Raw genomic sequence first — 15,859 nt, 5'->3', positions numbered from 1 at the left:
GTTTTTGTCAATCGACATGGGCAGAATTCGCGTTTGATCGCCTGCCCTGTTAGGGGATACCCAGATGACAAGAGCAATTAAGTCGTCTCAAGAAAGCGACTATTTGGGGACCGGCATTATACCACGAACGGCGGAGACCGGCTTGACCAGTCTCCACCGGGGTGAGCGAAGCGTTGCTCGCTACCCGGCTGGTATTGCCGCAATCGGAGAGAGCGCCAGCCTATGCCTCAATCGCCAGCGCCGGTTTTCGAGACCGCGGACGAGATTTCCTCGGAAGCCTCCGTCGTCGTGATCTTGCAAACTGCCCAAACAGGCTTCGGCCCGCGGGCAGCCGCCTTGGATGCCGAGATGGGCGGGATTCTCTCGCGCGCCTGCTCCGACCCGGCCGCCTTGATCGAATCCGGCACCTGCATCGATCTTATTGCCCCGCAGTCCGTATCGACCAAGCGCGTGGTCGTCCTGGCCCTGGGCAAAGCTGAAGCCGTAACCACCCTATCACTGGCGCGCGCCGGCGGTCTGCTTGCCGCGCATCTCGAGGGCAAGGGGGAATGCGCGCCCACCCTGGTCCTGGACCCGATCGCCGGCGTTGACCTGCCCGGCGCCGAAATCCTGGCGCGTGTCGCGCTTGGCATGCGGCTACGCCGCTATCGTTTCGATATGCGCAACCGGCGGCAAGGGGCGGGAGCGGATAGAACCTTGCGGGTGAAACTGGTAGGGGCTCGCGGCCCGGATCTGACAGCGGCGCTGGCGCGGATCAATGCCATCGCCGACGGCGTCGAATATGCACGCACCTTGGTCAACCTGCCGCCGAACCATCTCCATCCAGACAATTTCCACGATCATCTTGAGCCCCTGCGTGAAGCCGGCATCGACATCGAAATGCTTGATGCCGCGCAACTGAAGGAGCTCGGCATGAACGCGCTTCTTGCTGTCGGATCGGGCTCGGCGCGCCCGCCGCGGGTCGCTGTCCTGCGCTACCGGGGCAAGGGTGCTCCCGCCCAACCACTCGCTTTCGTCGGCAAGGGCGTCTGCTTCGATTCGGGCGGCCTCTGCATCAAGGGCGGAGCGCAGATGTTCGACATGAAAGCCGACATGGGCGGAGCGGCCGCTGTGGTCGGCCTGCTGATCGCACTCGCCCGGCAAGGCAGCCCGGTACACGTTGTCGGTGTTCTCGGCATTGCGGAGAACATGCCATCCGGCACGGCGCTCAAACCGCGCGACATCATCACGACGGCGTCCGGACAGACAGTGGAAGTGTTCGACACGGATGCGGAGGGACGCCTGCTTCTGGCCGACTGCCTCCACTATGCAGCCACGCGCTTCAACCCTTTAGTGATCGTCGATCTGGCAACGCTGACCTATTCGGTGACGCGTGGGTTGGGGTCGATATTCGCCGGCCTGTTCAGCACCGACGATGCCATCGCGTCACAGATGATCGCGGCCGGAGAAACGGTCGGCGAGCGGTTCTGGCGGCTGCCGCTCGATCGGGCCTACGACGAGGGCCTGCAATCGCCGTTCGCGGACCTGCGGCATCATGCCAAGGATATGGAAGATGGCGATGCTCCCTATGCCGCAGCCTTCCTGCGCCATTTCACGGAAGATCGCCCCTGGGTGCATCTCGACATCGCCAGCAAGGAACTGACCGACACCGATCGGCCGCTCGGCAGGCAAGGTGCCACGGCATTTGGCGTGCAGATGCTGGAAGAGTGGGTGCAGGTCACCCGTAACATGAGTTAGGCGCCTGCCGCCGCGGACGATAAAAGTACCTTCAATCGCACTGGGAATTGGGATGTCATCTGAGATCATCGGCATGGAAGGACGGGCCGCTTTTGGCGCCTACGAGACCTGGTATCGGGTCAGTGGCGAACTCGGCGGCGAAAAGGCGCCTGTGGTGATCCTGCATGGCGGCCCGGGCGTCGCTCACAACTATGTCGATGCCTACAAGCTTCTTGCGCGAAGGGATCGCGCCGTCATCCACTACGACCAGTTGGGCTGCGGCAATTCCACCTTGCTGCCTGAGAAAGGCGCCGATTTCTGGACACCTGGGCTGTTCATCGACGAGCTTGAAAACCTCGTCGACCACCTCGGCATTCGGACAGGCTTCCACGTGCTCGGCCAGAGCTGGGGCGGTATGCTGGGCGCCGAATATGCCGTGACGCGGCCGCAAGGCCTGAAATCGCTGACCATAGCCAACTCACCGGCGTCCATGAAACTGTGGGTCGAAGAGGCCAACCGGTTGCGTGCGGATCTGCCCGCGGATGTGCAGGAGACCCTGACCCGACACGAACAGGCCGGCACGACGGACGATGCGGCTTACCAGGCTGCGACGATGGTGTTCTACGAGCGGCATGTCTGCCGGGTCGTGCCTTTCCCGCCCGAAGTCACGGAAAGTTTCGCCCAGGTCGTGCGCAATCCGACCGTCTATAATCTGATGAATGGGCCAAACGAGTTCCATGTCATCGGAACGCTGAGGAACTGGAGCATCGTCGAGCGCCTGCCGGCCATCGATGTTCCCACACTGATCATCTCCGGACGTCACGACGAGGCCACGCCCGCGACCGTGCAGCCCTACAAGGACGGCATCAAGGGGTCTCGCTGGGAGATATTCGAGCATTCCAGCCACATGCCGCATGTCGAAGAGCAAGATGCGTGCATGCGGGTGGTGGGAGACTTCCTGGACCACAACGATAACTGAAAAAAGGGGAATCAAGACATGAAGAAACTGCTTCTGGCGGCAACAGCCGCGGCATTGCTGGCCGGTACATGGCTGGCCCCGGCACAGGCCGAATATCTCAAGGAGCACCGAGGCGGCACCATCCGCCTGCTGGCCCGCTCCGCGGCCGGAACGCTCGATCCGCACATCAATTACACGGACCAGGGCTGGCAGATGTACCAGCCGATCTATGACGGCCTGGTGGCCTTCCGCAAGGCCGAGGGCATGGACGGTTTCACCATCGTCCCCGATCTGGCCGAGGCCCTGCCGCAGGTCAGCAATGACGGCAAGACCTTCACCTTCAAGCTGCGCAAGGGCATCAAGTTCTCCAGCGGCCAGGATCTTGGCGTGAAGGACGTCGTCGCTTCTTTCCAGCGCATCTTCAAGGTTTCCGGACCCACCTCCGGCACGTTCTATGCCGGCATCGTCGGGGCGGACAAATGCCTGGCCGACACCAAGAGCTGCACGCTGGAAGGCGGCGTTGTCGGCGACGAAGCGGCCGGCACCATCACCATCAACATCACCAAGCCGGATGCCGAGCTGCTCTACAAGCTTGCCTTGCCGCATGCCGTGGTCCTGCCGGCGGACACGCCCGCTGAAGACATGGGTTCCAAGCCCATTCCCAGCACCGGCGCGTACATGATCTCCGCCTTCGACCCGAACAAGGGCATGACGGTTTCCCGCAACCCCAATTTCAAGCAGTGGAGCGAAGAAGCCCAGCCGGACGGCTATCCGGATGTCGTCCAATATGATTTCGGCCTGTCCGAAGAGGCAGCCGTCACCGCGATCCAGAACGGCGAAGCGGACTGGATGTTCGACGCTCTGCCGAGCGACCGCCTGGGCGAACTGGGCAGCAAGTCCATGGACCAGCTGCACATCTCGCCGCTTTCGGCTTGGTGGTACGCGCCGCTGAACAACCGTCTCGCACCCTTCGACAACGAAAAAGCCCGCCAGGCCGTTGCCTATGCGATCGATCGCAACACGCTGGTCAAGCTGTTCGGCGGCAAGGTGCTGGCCTCGCCGGTCTGCCAGGTCCTGCCTCCGGACTTCCCCGGGCATGAAGACTATTGTCCCTTCACCAAGAACCCGGGCGCCAAATGGTCGGCTCCTGATCTCGACAAGGCAAAGCAGCTCGTTGAGGACTCCGGCACCAAGGGCCAGAAGGTGACGATCATCGTCGAGGACACCGCCATTTCGCGCTCCATCGGCGTCTATCTGCAGAGCGTGCTGACCAGCATCGGCTATGTCGCCGACGTCAAGCCGATCTCGTCGAACATCCAGTTCACCTACATCCAGAACACCAACAACAAGGTGCAGATGTCCGTCACCCAGTGGTACAAGGACTATCCGGCGGCTTCGGACTTCCTGAACATCCTGTTCAGCTGCGCCTCCTTCCGCGAAGGTTCGGACGCCTCGATCAACATCGCCGGCTTCTGCGACAAGGAAATCGACGCCAAGATGCAAAAGGCATTGGACCTCGGCGTCACCGATCAGAAAGCCGCCGATAAAATGTGGGCTGAAATCGACAGGCAAGTCACCGACAAGGCACCTGCGGTCGGCCTCTTTACGCCGAAGCGGCTAGACTTCGTCAGCAAACGTCTTGGCAATTTCAAGTTCAACAGGCAGTTCAACTGGATGATCACCCAATCCTGGGTACAATAATGGCCTGGGTGCAGTAACGAACCGCGGAGGGGCACGTCCGTGTCGAACGTAGCTGTCGCCGCGCCGCGCAAGACGCGAGGGCCCTGGGCCGTCGCGTTTGCGAAGCTGGCAAGGGACAGGGCCGCCATGGCGTCGCTGGCCGTGTTCCTCCTCATCGTCCTTGCCTGCCTCAGTGCGCCTCTTTATGCGAAATGGGCAGGCGTGGACCCCTTCGCCTCGACGCTCGACGCCGTCATCCAGATCGACGGTGCCGACGTTCCGGTGATGGAACAATCGACGGAGGGGCTCGGGCTTGGCTACACACCGCTCGGCCCGACCTGGCGGCTGGGCAATTATTTCCTCGGCGCCGACAGCCAGGGGCGCGATGTCATGGCCAGGATGCTCTATGGCGGGCTGAGCTCGTTGCTGATCTCCGGAGCAGCAACCATCTTCACCCTGATCCTGGGCACGGCGGCGGGATTGATCGCCGGCTATTTCGGCGGCGTCACCGACACGGTGCTGTCGCGCTTCCTCGACATACTGTGGGCGTTCCCCATTTATCTGCTGGCGATTTCGCTCTCCATCGTCACCATCGCGCATGGCATCACGATAGGACCGATCCAGATCGAGTCCGGCAGTCTGTGGCTGCCTGTCATCATCATCGGTATCGTCTACGTGCCCTATGTGGCTCGTCCGATACGCGGGCAGGTTCTGGCACTGCGCAAAAGCGAATTCGTGCTCGCCGCGATCAATCTGGGCGTGCCGGGGTGGCGCATCCTGTGGCGCGACATCCTGCCCAACGTCACCACGACGCTGATCGTCTTCGTGCCGCTGATGATGGCGCTGAACATGCTTACGGAATCAGCCCTTTCCTTCCTTTCGATCGGCGTGCAGCCGCCGGCCGCGAGCTGGGGCACCATCATCCAGGACGGACAGGCGCTGCTCTACACCAGGCCACTGGTGGCGCTGGTGCCGGGCCTGGCGATCGCGGTTTCCGTCATGGCGCTCAATGTCTTCGGCGACGGTCTGCGCGACGCGCTCGACCCGCGCTCCAAGGTTCGGCTGGGGCGCGACTGATGATCTACGCAATCCTGCGCCGGTTCGGCCAGATGCTGTTCGTGATGTTCGGCATCTCGGTCATCGTCTTCCTGATTTTCTTCGCAACGCCGGGCTCCGATCCGGCGGCGCGCATCGCCGGCCGCAATGCATCGCCCGAAGTGCTGGAGGCGGTACGCCACAGCTTCGGCTTCGACCGGCCGCTCTACGTGCAATATGTGACGATGATGGAGAAGATCTTCGTCACCGGCGATCTGACCTCCTTCGTCAATCGTGGCTGGAAGGTGGTGCCGGCGGTCATGGATTCGATCCCGGTCACGCTCTCGCTGGTGTTCGGAGCGGCGATCCTGTGGGTGGTCGTCTCCATCATCATCGGCATCGCCGCCGCCGCCACGCGCGGCAGCTGGCTGGATAAGCTGCTGATGGCGCTAGGGCTGCTCGGTATTTCGATGCCGGTGTACTGGTTGGGCGAGGTGATGAACCTGATCACCCAGAGCCGCTACCACGACAGCTGGGCGTTCTCCTGGGTGCCGCCGCTCGGCTACAAGAACTTCTCCGACGATCCAAAGGGCTGGTTCCTGACCCTGGTCATTCCGTGGATCACGCTGTCCATTCTCTACATCGGCATTTATGGGCGCGTGCTGCGCGCGGCGATCATCGAATCCCTGCAGGAGGACTATATCCGTACGGCCCGGGCCAAGGGCCTGTCGGAGACCCGCATCCTGCTGCGCCATGCCTTGCGCACGTCGCTCATCGCCTTCGTCACCTTGTTCGGCCTGGATTTCGGTGCGCTGGTCGGAGGCTCGGCCCTGCTGACGGAGGTGGTGTTCGGGCTGCACGGCATCGGCAAGCTCACTTATGACGCGCTGCAGAATCTCGATCTGCCGATGATCATGGCAACGGTGATGTACGCTTCGATGTTCGTGGTTGTTGCCAATGCGGTGGTCGATTTCGTCTACATCCTTCTCGATCCGCGCCTGAGGACATCATGATACTGTCGGTGCGCGACCTCAAAGTATCCTTCCGCACAAATGATGGCCTGGTGCGGGCCATCGATGGCGTTTCCTTCGACCTCGAGGAGAGCGAGATCCTCGGCGTCGTCGGTGAGTCCGGTTCCGGCAAGACCGTGTCGCTGCTGGCCGTCATGGGTCTGATCACCGATCCCAACGCCACCATCGAAGGCTCGATCCGTTACAAGGGCCGCGAACTGGTGGGACTGCCCGCGCGCGAACTGAGGCGGCTGCGCGGCAACGAGATCGCGATGATCTTCCAGGATCCGATGACCGCGTTGACGCCTGTCTACACGATCGGCTGGCAGATCGCCGAACAGATCCGCGCGCATCGCAACATCAGCAAGTCCAAGGCGATGGAGCGCGTGGAGGAATTGCTGGCCGAGGTGAATTTTCCGAACCCGCACGAGGCGATGTCGCGCTACCCGCACCAACTGTCCGGCGGCATGCGTCAACGGGCGGTGATCGCAATGGCTTTGTCCTGCAATCCGGCGTTGCTGGTGGCTGACGAACCGACCACGGCGCTCGACGTCACCGTACAGGCCGGCATTCTCGATCTGGTGCGCAAGCTGCGCGCGACGCACAAGTCGGCGGTGGTCTTCATCACGCATGACATGGGCGTGGTCTCCGAACTCGCCGACCGGGTCATGGTCATGTATGCCGGCCGCGTGGTGGAGCGCGGCAGTCGCGCGGAGCTGTTTTCCGATCCGCGACACCCCTATACGCGCGCGCTGCTCGGTTCGATCCCGCCGCTGACCGGCGAAAAACCACGCCGCCTGCCGGCCATTCCCGGTTCGCCGCCGTCATTGCTGCGATTGCCGCAGGGCTGTGCGTTCGGTCCGCGGTGCCCGGTTCACTATGAGCCCTGCGAGGCCGGCAAACCCGACCTCGGGAGCGGCACTCATGCCGCGGCGTGCTTCAGGGTGGCACAGGCATGAGCGGATCGATGACCGACAAGAATCGCCCCATTATCGAGACGCGTTCGCTGGGCAAGCGCTTTTCGATCGGCAGCCGTTTTTCCGCCGAAGGCAAGCGAACCGTTCATGCGGTCGACAATGTTTCCCTGACCGTGTGGCGCGGCGAGACGGTCGGCCTGGTCGGCGAATCCGGATGCGGCAAGTCCACGCTGGCGCGCTGCCTGGTGAGGCTCTACGACATATCGGACGGCGAGCTTTTGTTCGAAGGCAACGATATCACCTCGAAGTCGCTGTCCGAACTCAGGCCGCTCCGGCGCCGCTTGCAAATGGTTTTCCAGGATCCGTCGGCATCGCTCAATCCGCGCCGGCGCGTCGGCGACCTGGTGGCCGAGCCGCTGCGCATCCATGGCAGGCTCTCGTCGAGCGAGATCACCAGACGCGTGGCGGAACTGTTCGACCTTGTCGGCCTGCTGCCGGATCACGTCATGCGGTTTCCGCACGAATTTTCCGGCGGGCAACGCCAGCGCGTCGGCATCGCGCGGGCTATTGCATTGAACCCGGACCTCGTGGTCCTGGACGAACCCGTCTCCGCGCTCGACGTGTCGGTGCAGGCGCAAATCGTCAACCTGCTTGCCGATCTGCAGGAGAAGCTCAATCTCACTTACATCTTCATCGCCCACGACCTGTCGGTGGTACGTCAGGTTTCAACCCGCATAGCGGTCATGTATCTCGGCTCGATCGTCGAAGAAGGGCCGGCGGAAGAAGTGTTTGCAGCACCGGCCCATCCCTATAGCCAGGCGCTGATCTCGGCGGTTCCTATCGTGGAGACGACGCCCAGCGGGACGCGCAAGCGCATCATCCTCACCGGCGACGTACCGAGCCCTCTGAACCCTCCAACCGGCTGCCGTTTCCATCCCCGATGCCCGATCGCGGCGGAGCGCTGCCGTTCGGAGCGGCCGCAGTTGCGGGAATACCGACCCGGTCGCAAAGTCGCCTGCCACTTTCCGACGATGTAGGCGACACTCACCACCGCACAGGTGATCGCCTTCGCCTGACAGATTTCTCAAAAAATTCCATTTTTTGGCTGGAACCAACCGGCTGTTGGTGCGTTTGGTGGGGTTCGATCGAGCGCATTGCGGTCGACCGGGAGGAAACGATGGATCAATTGCATTTCTTTTCGCCCGTGCGGATTTCGCGCGGGCAAGGACACCCTGCGGAAGAAATCGATAGTGTTGCCGAAGCCATGATGTTCTTGCGGAAATGGCCAACGGGACGGCGCGGTCCGGTTTATCAGTGCGCGCTGAACTGTTGCTCGGCCGCCTTGTCGGGCCAGATGTCGGCCGAGGAAGCAAGGAAAGCGTTCACCGGCTTTGCCCGCATCACGCGCCTTCTCGACGATGACATGGCTTTGCCGGTAGGCGGCGAAGGCAAGGCAAGCGTGCACGCATTGCGGCGATAGGCTGTTGTCCTGACGGTCCTACAAGGTCTCGCGCTGCAGCGGCGCGGGGATCTCGTTGTGCAATGCGCTCCGGGATGGGGCCTCGAAAGTTCGTCCTACATGGCGCACTTTCACAGCGGACGGTCGTCGTTCATGCTTACTTCAGTCACGAGCTTGCGGCGAAGCGCCATGGTGTAGTCGTCTGGCCCCTTCGGCGTCATGACGAAGGCCTGGGAACCGCCAATGACCGATTTGGCAAAATAGGATGCCAGAGGTTGGTCGGGATTCTCATCCTCCGTCGGGATGGCGATGGCATTGATCGTATATCCCTTGGCTATGGCGTTCGACCTGCTCGGCTGGACGGGAAGCCCGTCGTTGTTCTCGCCATTGGAGGAGATATCGATGACTTTCTTTGCGGCCTTTCCCGGGAACTGGTCGAGCAGGAGACTGCCGATGTCGATAGCCGAGGAGACGGATGTTCCGCCACGCCCTCTGCGGATGAAGCCGGTATCGCCTTTCCTGCTGATCACCGCAGCCGCCGCTTCGGCATCTTCCAGTCCGCAGATGCTTGTCCACGGCAGCACGACGCGCGCGTGTCCGGGGCTCGACCACTCAAAATAGGCAACGCCGATGCAACCAATATAATTCCGGCTGATGGCGGCGATGATCTCTGGCGAGGTGAGTGCCGCGGCATGTCCCTCGCGTTGCATATCGGCGATCTTCGGATCGATGGATGACGAAAAGTCGACCGCGAACACGATGGCGACGTCAACGTTCGCGGCATGGGCCGAGGCCCCCCAAAACAGCGAAGCTGCAAGTATTCCTGTCACTCTCGAGATTGAACCGGCCGGCGTCAGGAGACTGCCCCAGCCTGTCGCCCGCACCAGTTTGCGAAAGGATGGGGGGCCGGCGTCCTGATGATACACACTGCCAAACATGTCATTCTCCATCTCGACATCCGGTCGTTTCAAAAAGCGGGTTCAACATGTGGAAATCTGGCGGGTGGCCTTGGTGCCCACGCCGAAGAGCAGCAGATCGGCCTTGGTCCACAAGAGATAACAGCCGAGCAAGGTCAGTGGCATGGCGAGGGCCGCGAAGGAGCCGCTCCACCAGACCTCAGGCAAAGCGCGGGCGAGGGCCACTGTCGTCGCCAGCATTGCCGGCAACCGGCTGGCGAGCACCGCACTGCGGAACGGATCGGGCCAAGCGGCCGGCCAGATCGGAATTGGCGTGCCGGGCCTGTGGAAGGTGCTGCCGAATTTGCCCAGCGCATGCAGCAGGCCGGAGGTCGCCGCAAGCAATGGATCGCCGAGCAGCAACAGGGCAATGCCGAGCCCGATCGCACCCAGGCCCGACAGGAAGTCGCCTAGACGGTTGAGGGCGGGATCGGGAGCATCCGGCCTTGCCCAGGCCCGGTGATAGGCCTCGCCGCCCCAGAAGAAGACCAGGGTGGTCAAGGTCAGCGCAACAGTGCCATGGCTGCCAGCGAAATATTCGATCACCGCCATGGTGACGCTGCTTCCCTCATGCAAGCCGACCGGCGCGGTGGCAATCTGGATCGCCAGACCGACAATGAGGCCGAGCGCATTGCCGCTGTTGTAGTAGCCACCCGGTCCCTTCATGCGGGCGCGAAGCGCCGATACCAAATGTGCGACCGGAAGAAGGATTGTCCGCGCATCCATCACTGCGCCCCCGCGACAAGTCCGGCCGGGTCTGGAATACGTTTCGCATCACCGGCAAGGGCCATCACATTCCTCCACTGGACCTGAATTGTTGGGATGACGATCGCCCGCCCGATTTGCGGACGCAGTTGCAAAGGCAGGGGCCGCGTCGAAGGATTGAACCGAAGCGGTTCGCAAGGACGTGCGTGCCTGCAGCGCTCGGTTCGACATTGCAACGGACAGGATCGCACCCAGGATGATGCCGGCACCCAAGACGCTCGCGGACGAGCTCCGCTCGCCGAGAAAGATTGCCGCGCCCAGCGCCCCGAAAACGCTTTCTGCGCTGACGATCACGGCGGCGTGGCTGGCCGGCGTAAAGCGGAGGGCAACCGTCTGTATGCCGAAGGCAATCGCAGTGGAGAACACGCCGAGGATGGCCAGTTCCGGGCCGGCTGCGGATGCGGCGGCCAGCGACAGATTGCCTTGCATTGCACCGAGCGGCAGGGCGAAGGCTGCGGCGCCGAAGAACTGTGTCGCGGCAGCGGTGAACGGCCGCGCATGCACCTGCATGTGCCGGCCCAGCTCGACTGCCCAGAGCGCATAGCAGGCAGCCGAGAGGACAGCGGTAAGATCGCCACTGCTGAACCCGGCTATCCCATCCGACAACAGCAGGGCTCCAACAAGGGTCAATCCGGCGGCGATTGTAAGACTCGCTGTCGGACGTTCGCCTACGAGAAACCAGGCGGCCAGCGGTGTCATTACCGTTGCCGTGCTTACCAGGAAGCTCGCATTGGTGACGGAGGCCCCGAGATAGCAAAGCTGCTGGAGCGTGATGGAGATGGCAAACAGCGCGCCCACCTTGGCCAAGCTGGAAAAATAGTCCGGCCCGAGCGGAAGCCGCTTCTCCATGAAGACAAAGGGCAGCACAAGCAGCCCGCCGATCAGGCATCGCAGACCCACAGCACTCAGCGCGTCGAGATGCACAAGCACCATCTTTTGCGAGACATTGCCGAAGCCCCACAAAGCGGCTGCAAACAGCAGCAGCAAATTGGCTCTTGTCCTGGACACGCGCCCCCCTCGAACCAAGCCTTTCGTTGACTTGGTCGCCTTAATTTAGCAAAGCCTAAACAGCCTGCCGTTACGGCAGCGCTTGAGCGCGAAGGCCGACTGTTGCGAAGCGTTAGTTTTGAGTTAGGATTTCGTCAGGCTGGGATAGCAAATGCAAAGTGAGGACAGCGGCGCTGCAAATAGAATCTCACTCTTCGGCGGTTTCCGGATTGAAAATGAAACGGCCGGCCCGCTTCGGCTGACCGGGAAACGAGGGCCGGCAATCATCGCCTATCTGGCCCGGTGTCCGGGCATGGCGGCGACGCGGGAGAGGCTGGCTGACCTCCTATGGGGCGACAGCGACGCTGAACATTCGCGCAACAGCCTTCGGCAGGCCCTCAGTGTCCTGCGCCAGGATCTGGCGCGAGAGGGGGTGGATCTCATCCATTCCAGCGGTGAGTTGATCGCCCTGAGGCCAGAGCTGGTTCAAGTCGACGTGGAGAAGTTCGAAACGGGTCTCTCGGCCCGTTCCGCCCAGGAGCTGGCGAAGGCCTTGGCGAACTACACCGGGCCCTTCCTCGACGGGCTTTATCTGGGAAGCAATGCGTTCGATGACTGGATCACATCGGAACGCGACAGGCTGCTCGGCCGCGCGCTTGAGTCCTTCGAAAAACTGGCCCGTCTCGTCGACCCCGATGCCGGGCTGATCCTGGCCGATCGTATTCTGACCATGGAACCGACACGGGAAGAATCCTATCGGCTCAAGATGGAATTGCTGCTCGCATGTGGCCAACGCGACAGGGCAATCAGGACATACGAAGCTTGCAGAAGCATGCTGAAGAAGGAGTTCGGCGTCGAAGCCGGCCCTGAAACGCGGGCGCTTTGGCAATCTCTGTTGCTTGCCGCCGACGACGCTTCAAATGTGCAGTCGACAAATGGTGTTCCGTCCAGCCAGCGCCTTGGGCGTCCGTCCATCAGCGTTGCCGACTTCGTTAATCTGACCGGAAAGCAAGGCGACGACTTTTTCGCCAAGGGACTTGTCCAGGACATCACGACAGCCCTCTCCGGAGTGGCCGACTATGTCGTGCTCGCCGCGCTTCCGTCCGAGAAGAGCGGCCCAGGCGAAGAAGCCAAGACACCAGGGATACTCCGGGCGCGATATATGCTCAGCGGCAGCGTCCAGAGATCCGGCAATGGGTTGAGGGTGAATGTCCAGCTCGTCGATGCCGCCGGCGGCCACCACGTCTGGGCCCAGAAGTTCGACGGCCACTCCGAGAACGCGCTCGAATTCCAGGACAGGATCGCACAATCTGTTGTTCTTGCCGTGATCCTCGAACTTCAACTGACCAACTGGAAGGTTCGAGACAAAAGCCCGCCAGGGATCCCTGAAGTGCGCAGGCTGGTGAACGAAGCCCTCATGAAATATTTTGAGATGACTCGGGACTCACTTTTGGTCGGGATAGAGCTTGCCGAGAGGGCCTTCTCGATAGGTCCCGACAATGCCCGTGCAAAGCGGACGCTCTCGATCGTGATATCCATGGGCGTGGCGTTTGGTGCGCTGCCTCGGGGGCGTGGGGTGATCGAGCGTGCGGTCGAGCTTGCGGAAGCCGCAGTACGGGCGGTACCGGACGATGAAATTGCCCGATGTATTCTGTCGTTCGCTCTCGAAAGTTGCGGTCGCATCGACGAGGCGATCGCCGAATGCCGCCACGCGATCAGCCTCAACCCAAGCTACCCAACTGGCCACGGCGATATTTCGATGCTCTTTGCGTTGCGCGGACAGGTCGACGAAGCGGTGCGTGAGGCCAACGAAGCAATCCGGCTCGGAACGCACGATGTCATCGACTTCTGGCGCCACCACGGCCTGGTTGTGGCGCTCTTCGCTGGCGGAGACAACCAGCGGGCGCTCGAAGCCGCCCGCAAAGTAGTCAGGACAAAGCCTGGCTTCGTTCGCGGCGCCCTTTATTGGGCCGCGACCGCATCGGCCACCGGAAATAACGAAGAAGCGTCCCGGGCCATCCACCATTGCCTGTCACAACTTCCGCATCTCAATCTGAGCAACGTCTGCCCTGGCTTTGTGCCGCGCTATGTAAAGGATCATCATCATTCCCGGTTCCTTGAGATGCTGTCGAGGGCTGGCCTTCCCAGTTCCTAGCCACATCGTTGGCGCAGACACCGTCATACGAAGCTGGAGGGTTCCGTCCTCCGCCCAGGCATCGAAAGCAGACGACGCGTTGGCAATTCCGGCCAGGTCGACCTATACGCTACCCTGCGATTGAGGTATTCGACGCCCCACGCCGTGGCGCCGGCCAGTCATCCGCCGATTTGCGGCTTGGGCCTATCATGGCGCGTGATAGAGCCCGTACGACGCGATCCAACCTGTTGAAGTTACGAAACATGCAAGATTATCAAAGGTTAAGGGTAGCCATAGCGCCCATGATGGACTGGACGGACCGGCATTGCCGGTTCTTCCACCGTCAGCTGACGAGCCATGCGCTGCTTTACACCGAGATGGTGGTGGCCGACGCCGTCATCCATGGCGCACGCGAGCGTCTGCTCGGCTTCGATGCGTCAGAACATCCGGTCGCGCTGCAGCTCGGCGGCTCGGATCGCGAAAAACTTGCCGAGGCGGCGCGCATCGGCGAGGCCTTTGGCTATGACGAGATCAACCTCAATGTCGGCTGTCCGTCAGACCGCGTCCAGTCGGGCACGTTCGGCGCCTGCCTGATGAAGGTGCCGGACCTCGTTGCCGGCTGTGTCGCGGCGATGAAGGCGGCGGTGACAATTCCCGTGACCGTCAAATGCCGCATCGGCGTCGACGAGCAGGATCCGGAGCCGGCCCTCGATGCGCTGGCGGATGGGGTTTTCGACGCCGGCGCCGACGCATTGTGGGTGCATGCGCGCAAGGCGTGGCTGGAAGGGCTGAGCCCCAAGGAAAACCGTGACATCCCGCCGCTCGATTACAACAGAGTTTATCGGTTGAAGGCTAGAAAACCTAACGAATTCATTGGCATCAATGGCGGCATTCAGACGATCGAAGAGGCGTTGGCGCATCTCGACCATGTCGATGGCGCCATGCTTGGCCGCGCCGCCTACCACACACCCGGCATTCTGGCTGGCGTCGATGCCGCTTTCTACGGCGTCCAGTCCGAGCCGTTCGATTTCGCCGCGCTGATCGATACAATGGCGGACTATGCGGCACGTCATATCGAGCTGGGTGGGCGGCTTGGACATGTCACCCGCCACATGGTCGGACTGTTCCATGGCTTGCCCGGCGCGCGCCGCTACCGGCAGATCCTGTCCACCGACGCGACAAAACCCGGCGCCGGCCCGGACGTGCTGAAGGCGGCTTTCGCGGCCGTCGAGCTCGGCGGAGCGGCAGCCGAAGCGGCTTGAGATTCAGGGATCAGTCCCTGAGGATCATGCGGTCGCCGCGCACGTCAAAACCCGACAATGAACCGATGAAGTTCATGCCGAGCAGGCTCTGGCTGAGCATGCCGGGTGCGGCGATCATCACCGACATATCCCTGCGCGTGATGCCGCCGATCGCAATCTGATCGGTTTTCACGGCCGCGGCGCGTGCCATGCCGTTGGCGGTCGAAACCGGTATGGTGTAGTTGAGCGCCGCTGGATTGAATCCGGCGGCTTGTGCGTCTTCGGACGTCAGCACGGTGCTGGTCGCGCCGGTATCCACCACGGCCCGGACCGGGTTGCCGTTGACCAGGATGCGCGCTTCGAAATGGCCGTTGTCCGCCTTGTCGAGCGTCACCGTGGCGTGGCCGTCCTCGACGCCAAGCGCAAGCGGACTGCCGGGAACAAGGCCCGCGGTCACCCGGCTGGCGACATCCTGCAGCTCATAGCGGTACTGATAGCCGGCGATCAGCGCGAGCGCGATGGCCGCCCAGGCGCCTAAGTTGCGGGCCATGGCGCCCAGGGGTCGGCCCGAGCGAAGCAGGCCGGCGCCGATAAGGGCGCCAAAGGCGCCGAGCCAGATCAGCCGGCTGAAATCGTTGTTCTCCACGCCGAGGGTGCTGCCGGCGGAATCGTTGAGCATGAGCAGGACTGCTCCCACCCCGATCGCGGCCATCAATATCCAGAACAACCGGCTCATCCGCACCTCACGACAGCGCGTCGCGTTCGCGCGCCATGCGGGTGCGGCGCGTTTCCCGGCGCGGCCGGCGCTCGACCGTTTCCAGCCGGGCCGGCAATTCAGCCATGACGCTGCGGCGCGTTTCCGGCGTCATCCCGATCCAGGCGCCGATTTCCTCGCGCGTGCGGCCGCACCCGAAACAGAAGCCGGTTTTCATGTCGATCGAACAGACCAGGATGCACGGGGATTCGATGGCCGTCATGACTTTCTCTTGGGCTTCCATCCG

Annotated in this window: 15 protein-coding genes; 10 read left to right on the top strand and 5 right to left on the bottom strand. The window is 62.3% G+C overall.

Annotated features, from left to right (window positions below):
- Positions 1-222 precede the first annotated feature (222 nt).
- From EOC83_RS06230 to EOC83_RS33175, 8 genes are read left to right on the top strand one after another with little or no spacing between them, the layout of a single operon-like run.
- Positions 223-1,737 (top strand): leucyl aminopeptidase, encoded by a 1,515-nt coding sequence (locus EOC83_RS06230; RefSeq protein WP_063167980.1) that lies wholly within the window; start codon positions 223-225, stop codon positions 1,735-1,737.
- Positions 1,738-1,789: 52 nt separating this feature from the next.
- On the top strand, positions 1,790-2,695 hold the full coding sequence (locus tag EOC83_RS06225) for a proline iminopeptidase-family hydrolase (RefSeq protein WP_027161573.1): 906 nt from the start codon (positions 1,790-1,792) through the stop codon (positions 2,693-2,695).
- An 18-nt stretch (positions 2,696-2,713) separates the two neighbouring features.
- Positions 2,714-4,375, top strand: coding sequence for an ABC transporter substrate-binding protein (locus EOC83_RS06220; protein ID WP_024503325.1), 1,662 nt, complete (start codon positions 2,714-2,716; stop codon positions 4,373-4,375).
- 39 nt (positions 4,376-4,414) lie between these two features.
- Positions 4,415-5,431, top strand: a complete 1,017-nt coding sequence (locus EOC83_RS06215; RefSeq protein WP_063167981.1) for an ABC transporter permease — start codon at positions 4,415-4,417, stop codon at positions 5,429-5,431.
- Entirely contained in the window at positions 5,431-6,402 is a 972-nt protein-coding gene (locus EOC83_RS06210; protein WP_013531725.1) for an ABC transporter permease, read from the top strand. Before EOC83_RS06215 ends, EOC83_RS06210 begins: the two co-directional genes overlap by 1 nt.
- Positions 6,399-7,358 carry an ABC transporter ATP-binding protein gene (locus EOC83_RS06205; RefSeq protein WP_024503324.1) on the top strand — a complete coding sequence of 320 codons (960 nt, stop codon included), beginning with the start codon at positions 6,399-6,401 and terminating at the stop codon, positions 7,356-7,358. The genes EOC83_RS06210 and EOC83_RS06205 overlap by 4 nt, the downstream gene beginning before the upstream one ends.
- An 8-nt stretch (positions 7,359-7,366) precedes the next feature.
- Entirely contained in the window at positions 7,367-8,353 is a 987-nt protein-coding gene (locus EOC83_RS06200; protein ID WP_013531723.1) for a dipeptide ABC transporter ATP-binding protein, read from the top strand.
- Positions 8,257-8,796 carry a DUF982 domain-containing protein gene (locus EOC83_RS33175; RefSeq protein ID WP_224619186.1) on the top strand — a complete coding sequence of 180 codons (540 nt, stop codon included), beginning with the start codon at positions 8,257-8,259 and terminating at the stop codon, positions 8,794-8,796. Before EOC83_RS06200 ends, EOC83_RS33175 begins: the two co-directional genes overlap by 97 nt.
- A gap of 110 nt (positions 8,797-8,906) precedes the next feature.
- On the opposite strand, the gene EOC83_RS06190 is transcribed toward EOC83_RS33175, so the two are convergent.
- Genes EOC83_RS06190 through EOC83_RS06180 form a run of 3 tightly spaced genes read right to left on the bottom strand, consistent with a single transcriptional unit; the run spans position 8,907 to position 11,504 of the window.
- On the bottom strand, positions 8,907-9,713 hold the full coding sequence (locus tag EOC83_RS06190; protein ID WP_063170236.1) for a DUF1194 domain-containing protein: 807 nt from the start codon (positions 9,711-9,713) through the stop codon (positions 8,907-8,909).
- Between the two features lie 42 nt (positions 9,714-9,755).
- Complete coding sequence (locus tag EOC83_RS06185; RefSeq protein ID WP_127224125.1) at positions 9,756-10,457, bottom strand: hypothetical protein; 702 nt, start codon at positions 10,455-10,457, stop codon at positions 9,756-9,758.
- A gap of 48 nt (positions 10,458-10,505) precedes the next feature.
- Positions 10,506-11,504 (bottom strand): DMT family transporter, encoded by a 999-nt coding sequence (locus EOC83_RS06180; RefSeq protein WP_063167983.1) that lies wholly within the window; start codon positions 11,502-11,504, stop codon positions 10,506-10,508.
- Positions 11,505-11,655: 151 nt separating this feature from the next.
- Here EOC83_RS06180 and EOC83_RS06175 point away from each other — a divergent pair, with 151 nt between their 5' ends.
- Both EOC83_RS06175 and dusA read left to right on the top strand, forming a co-directional pair.
- A complete protein-coding gene (locus tag EOC83_RS06175; protein WP_063167984.1) occupies positions 11,656-13,638 on the top strand; it encodes a BTAD domain-containing putative transcriptional regulator in 1,983 nt (660 codons plus the stop codon).
- Between the two features lie 242 nt (positions 13,639-13,880).
- Positions 13,881-14,879, top strand: coding sequence for a tRNA dihydrouridine(20/20a) synthase DusA (dusA, locus tag EOC83_RS06170; protein ID WP_063167985.1), 999 nt, complete (start codon positions 13,881-13,883; stop codon positions 14,877-14,879).
- Positions 14,880-14,889: 10 nt separating this feature from the next.
- On the opposite strand, the gene EOC83_RS06165 is transcribed toward dusA, so the two are convergent.
- Both EOC83_RS06165 and EOC83_RS06160 read right to left on the bottom strand, forming a co-directional pair.
- A complete protein-coding gene (locus tag EOC83_RS06165; RefSeq protein WP_024503317.1) occupies positions 14,890-15,594 on the bottom strand; it encodes a TIGR02281 family clan AA aspartic protease in 705 nt (234 codons plus the stop codon).
- 7 nt (positions 15,595-15,601) lie between these two features.
- On the bottom strand, positions 15,602-15,835 hold the full coding sequence (locus tag EOC83_RS06160) for a DUF1289 domain-containing protein (protein WP_024503316.1): 234 nt from the start codon (positions 15,833-15,835) through the stop codon (positions 15,602-15,604).
- Between the last annotated feature and the right edge of the window lie 24 nt (positions 15,836-15,859).

This window comes from Mesorhizobium sp. Primo-A (genome assembly GCF_003997175.1).
GTDB lineage: Bacteria > Pseudomonadota > Alphaproteobacteria > Rhizobiales > Rhizobiaceae > Mesorhizobium > Mesorhizobium ciceri.
This window is presented reverse-complemented; position numbering and strand designations above follow the sequence as displayed.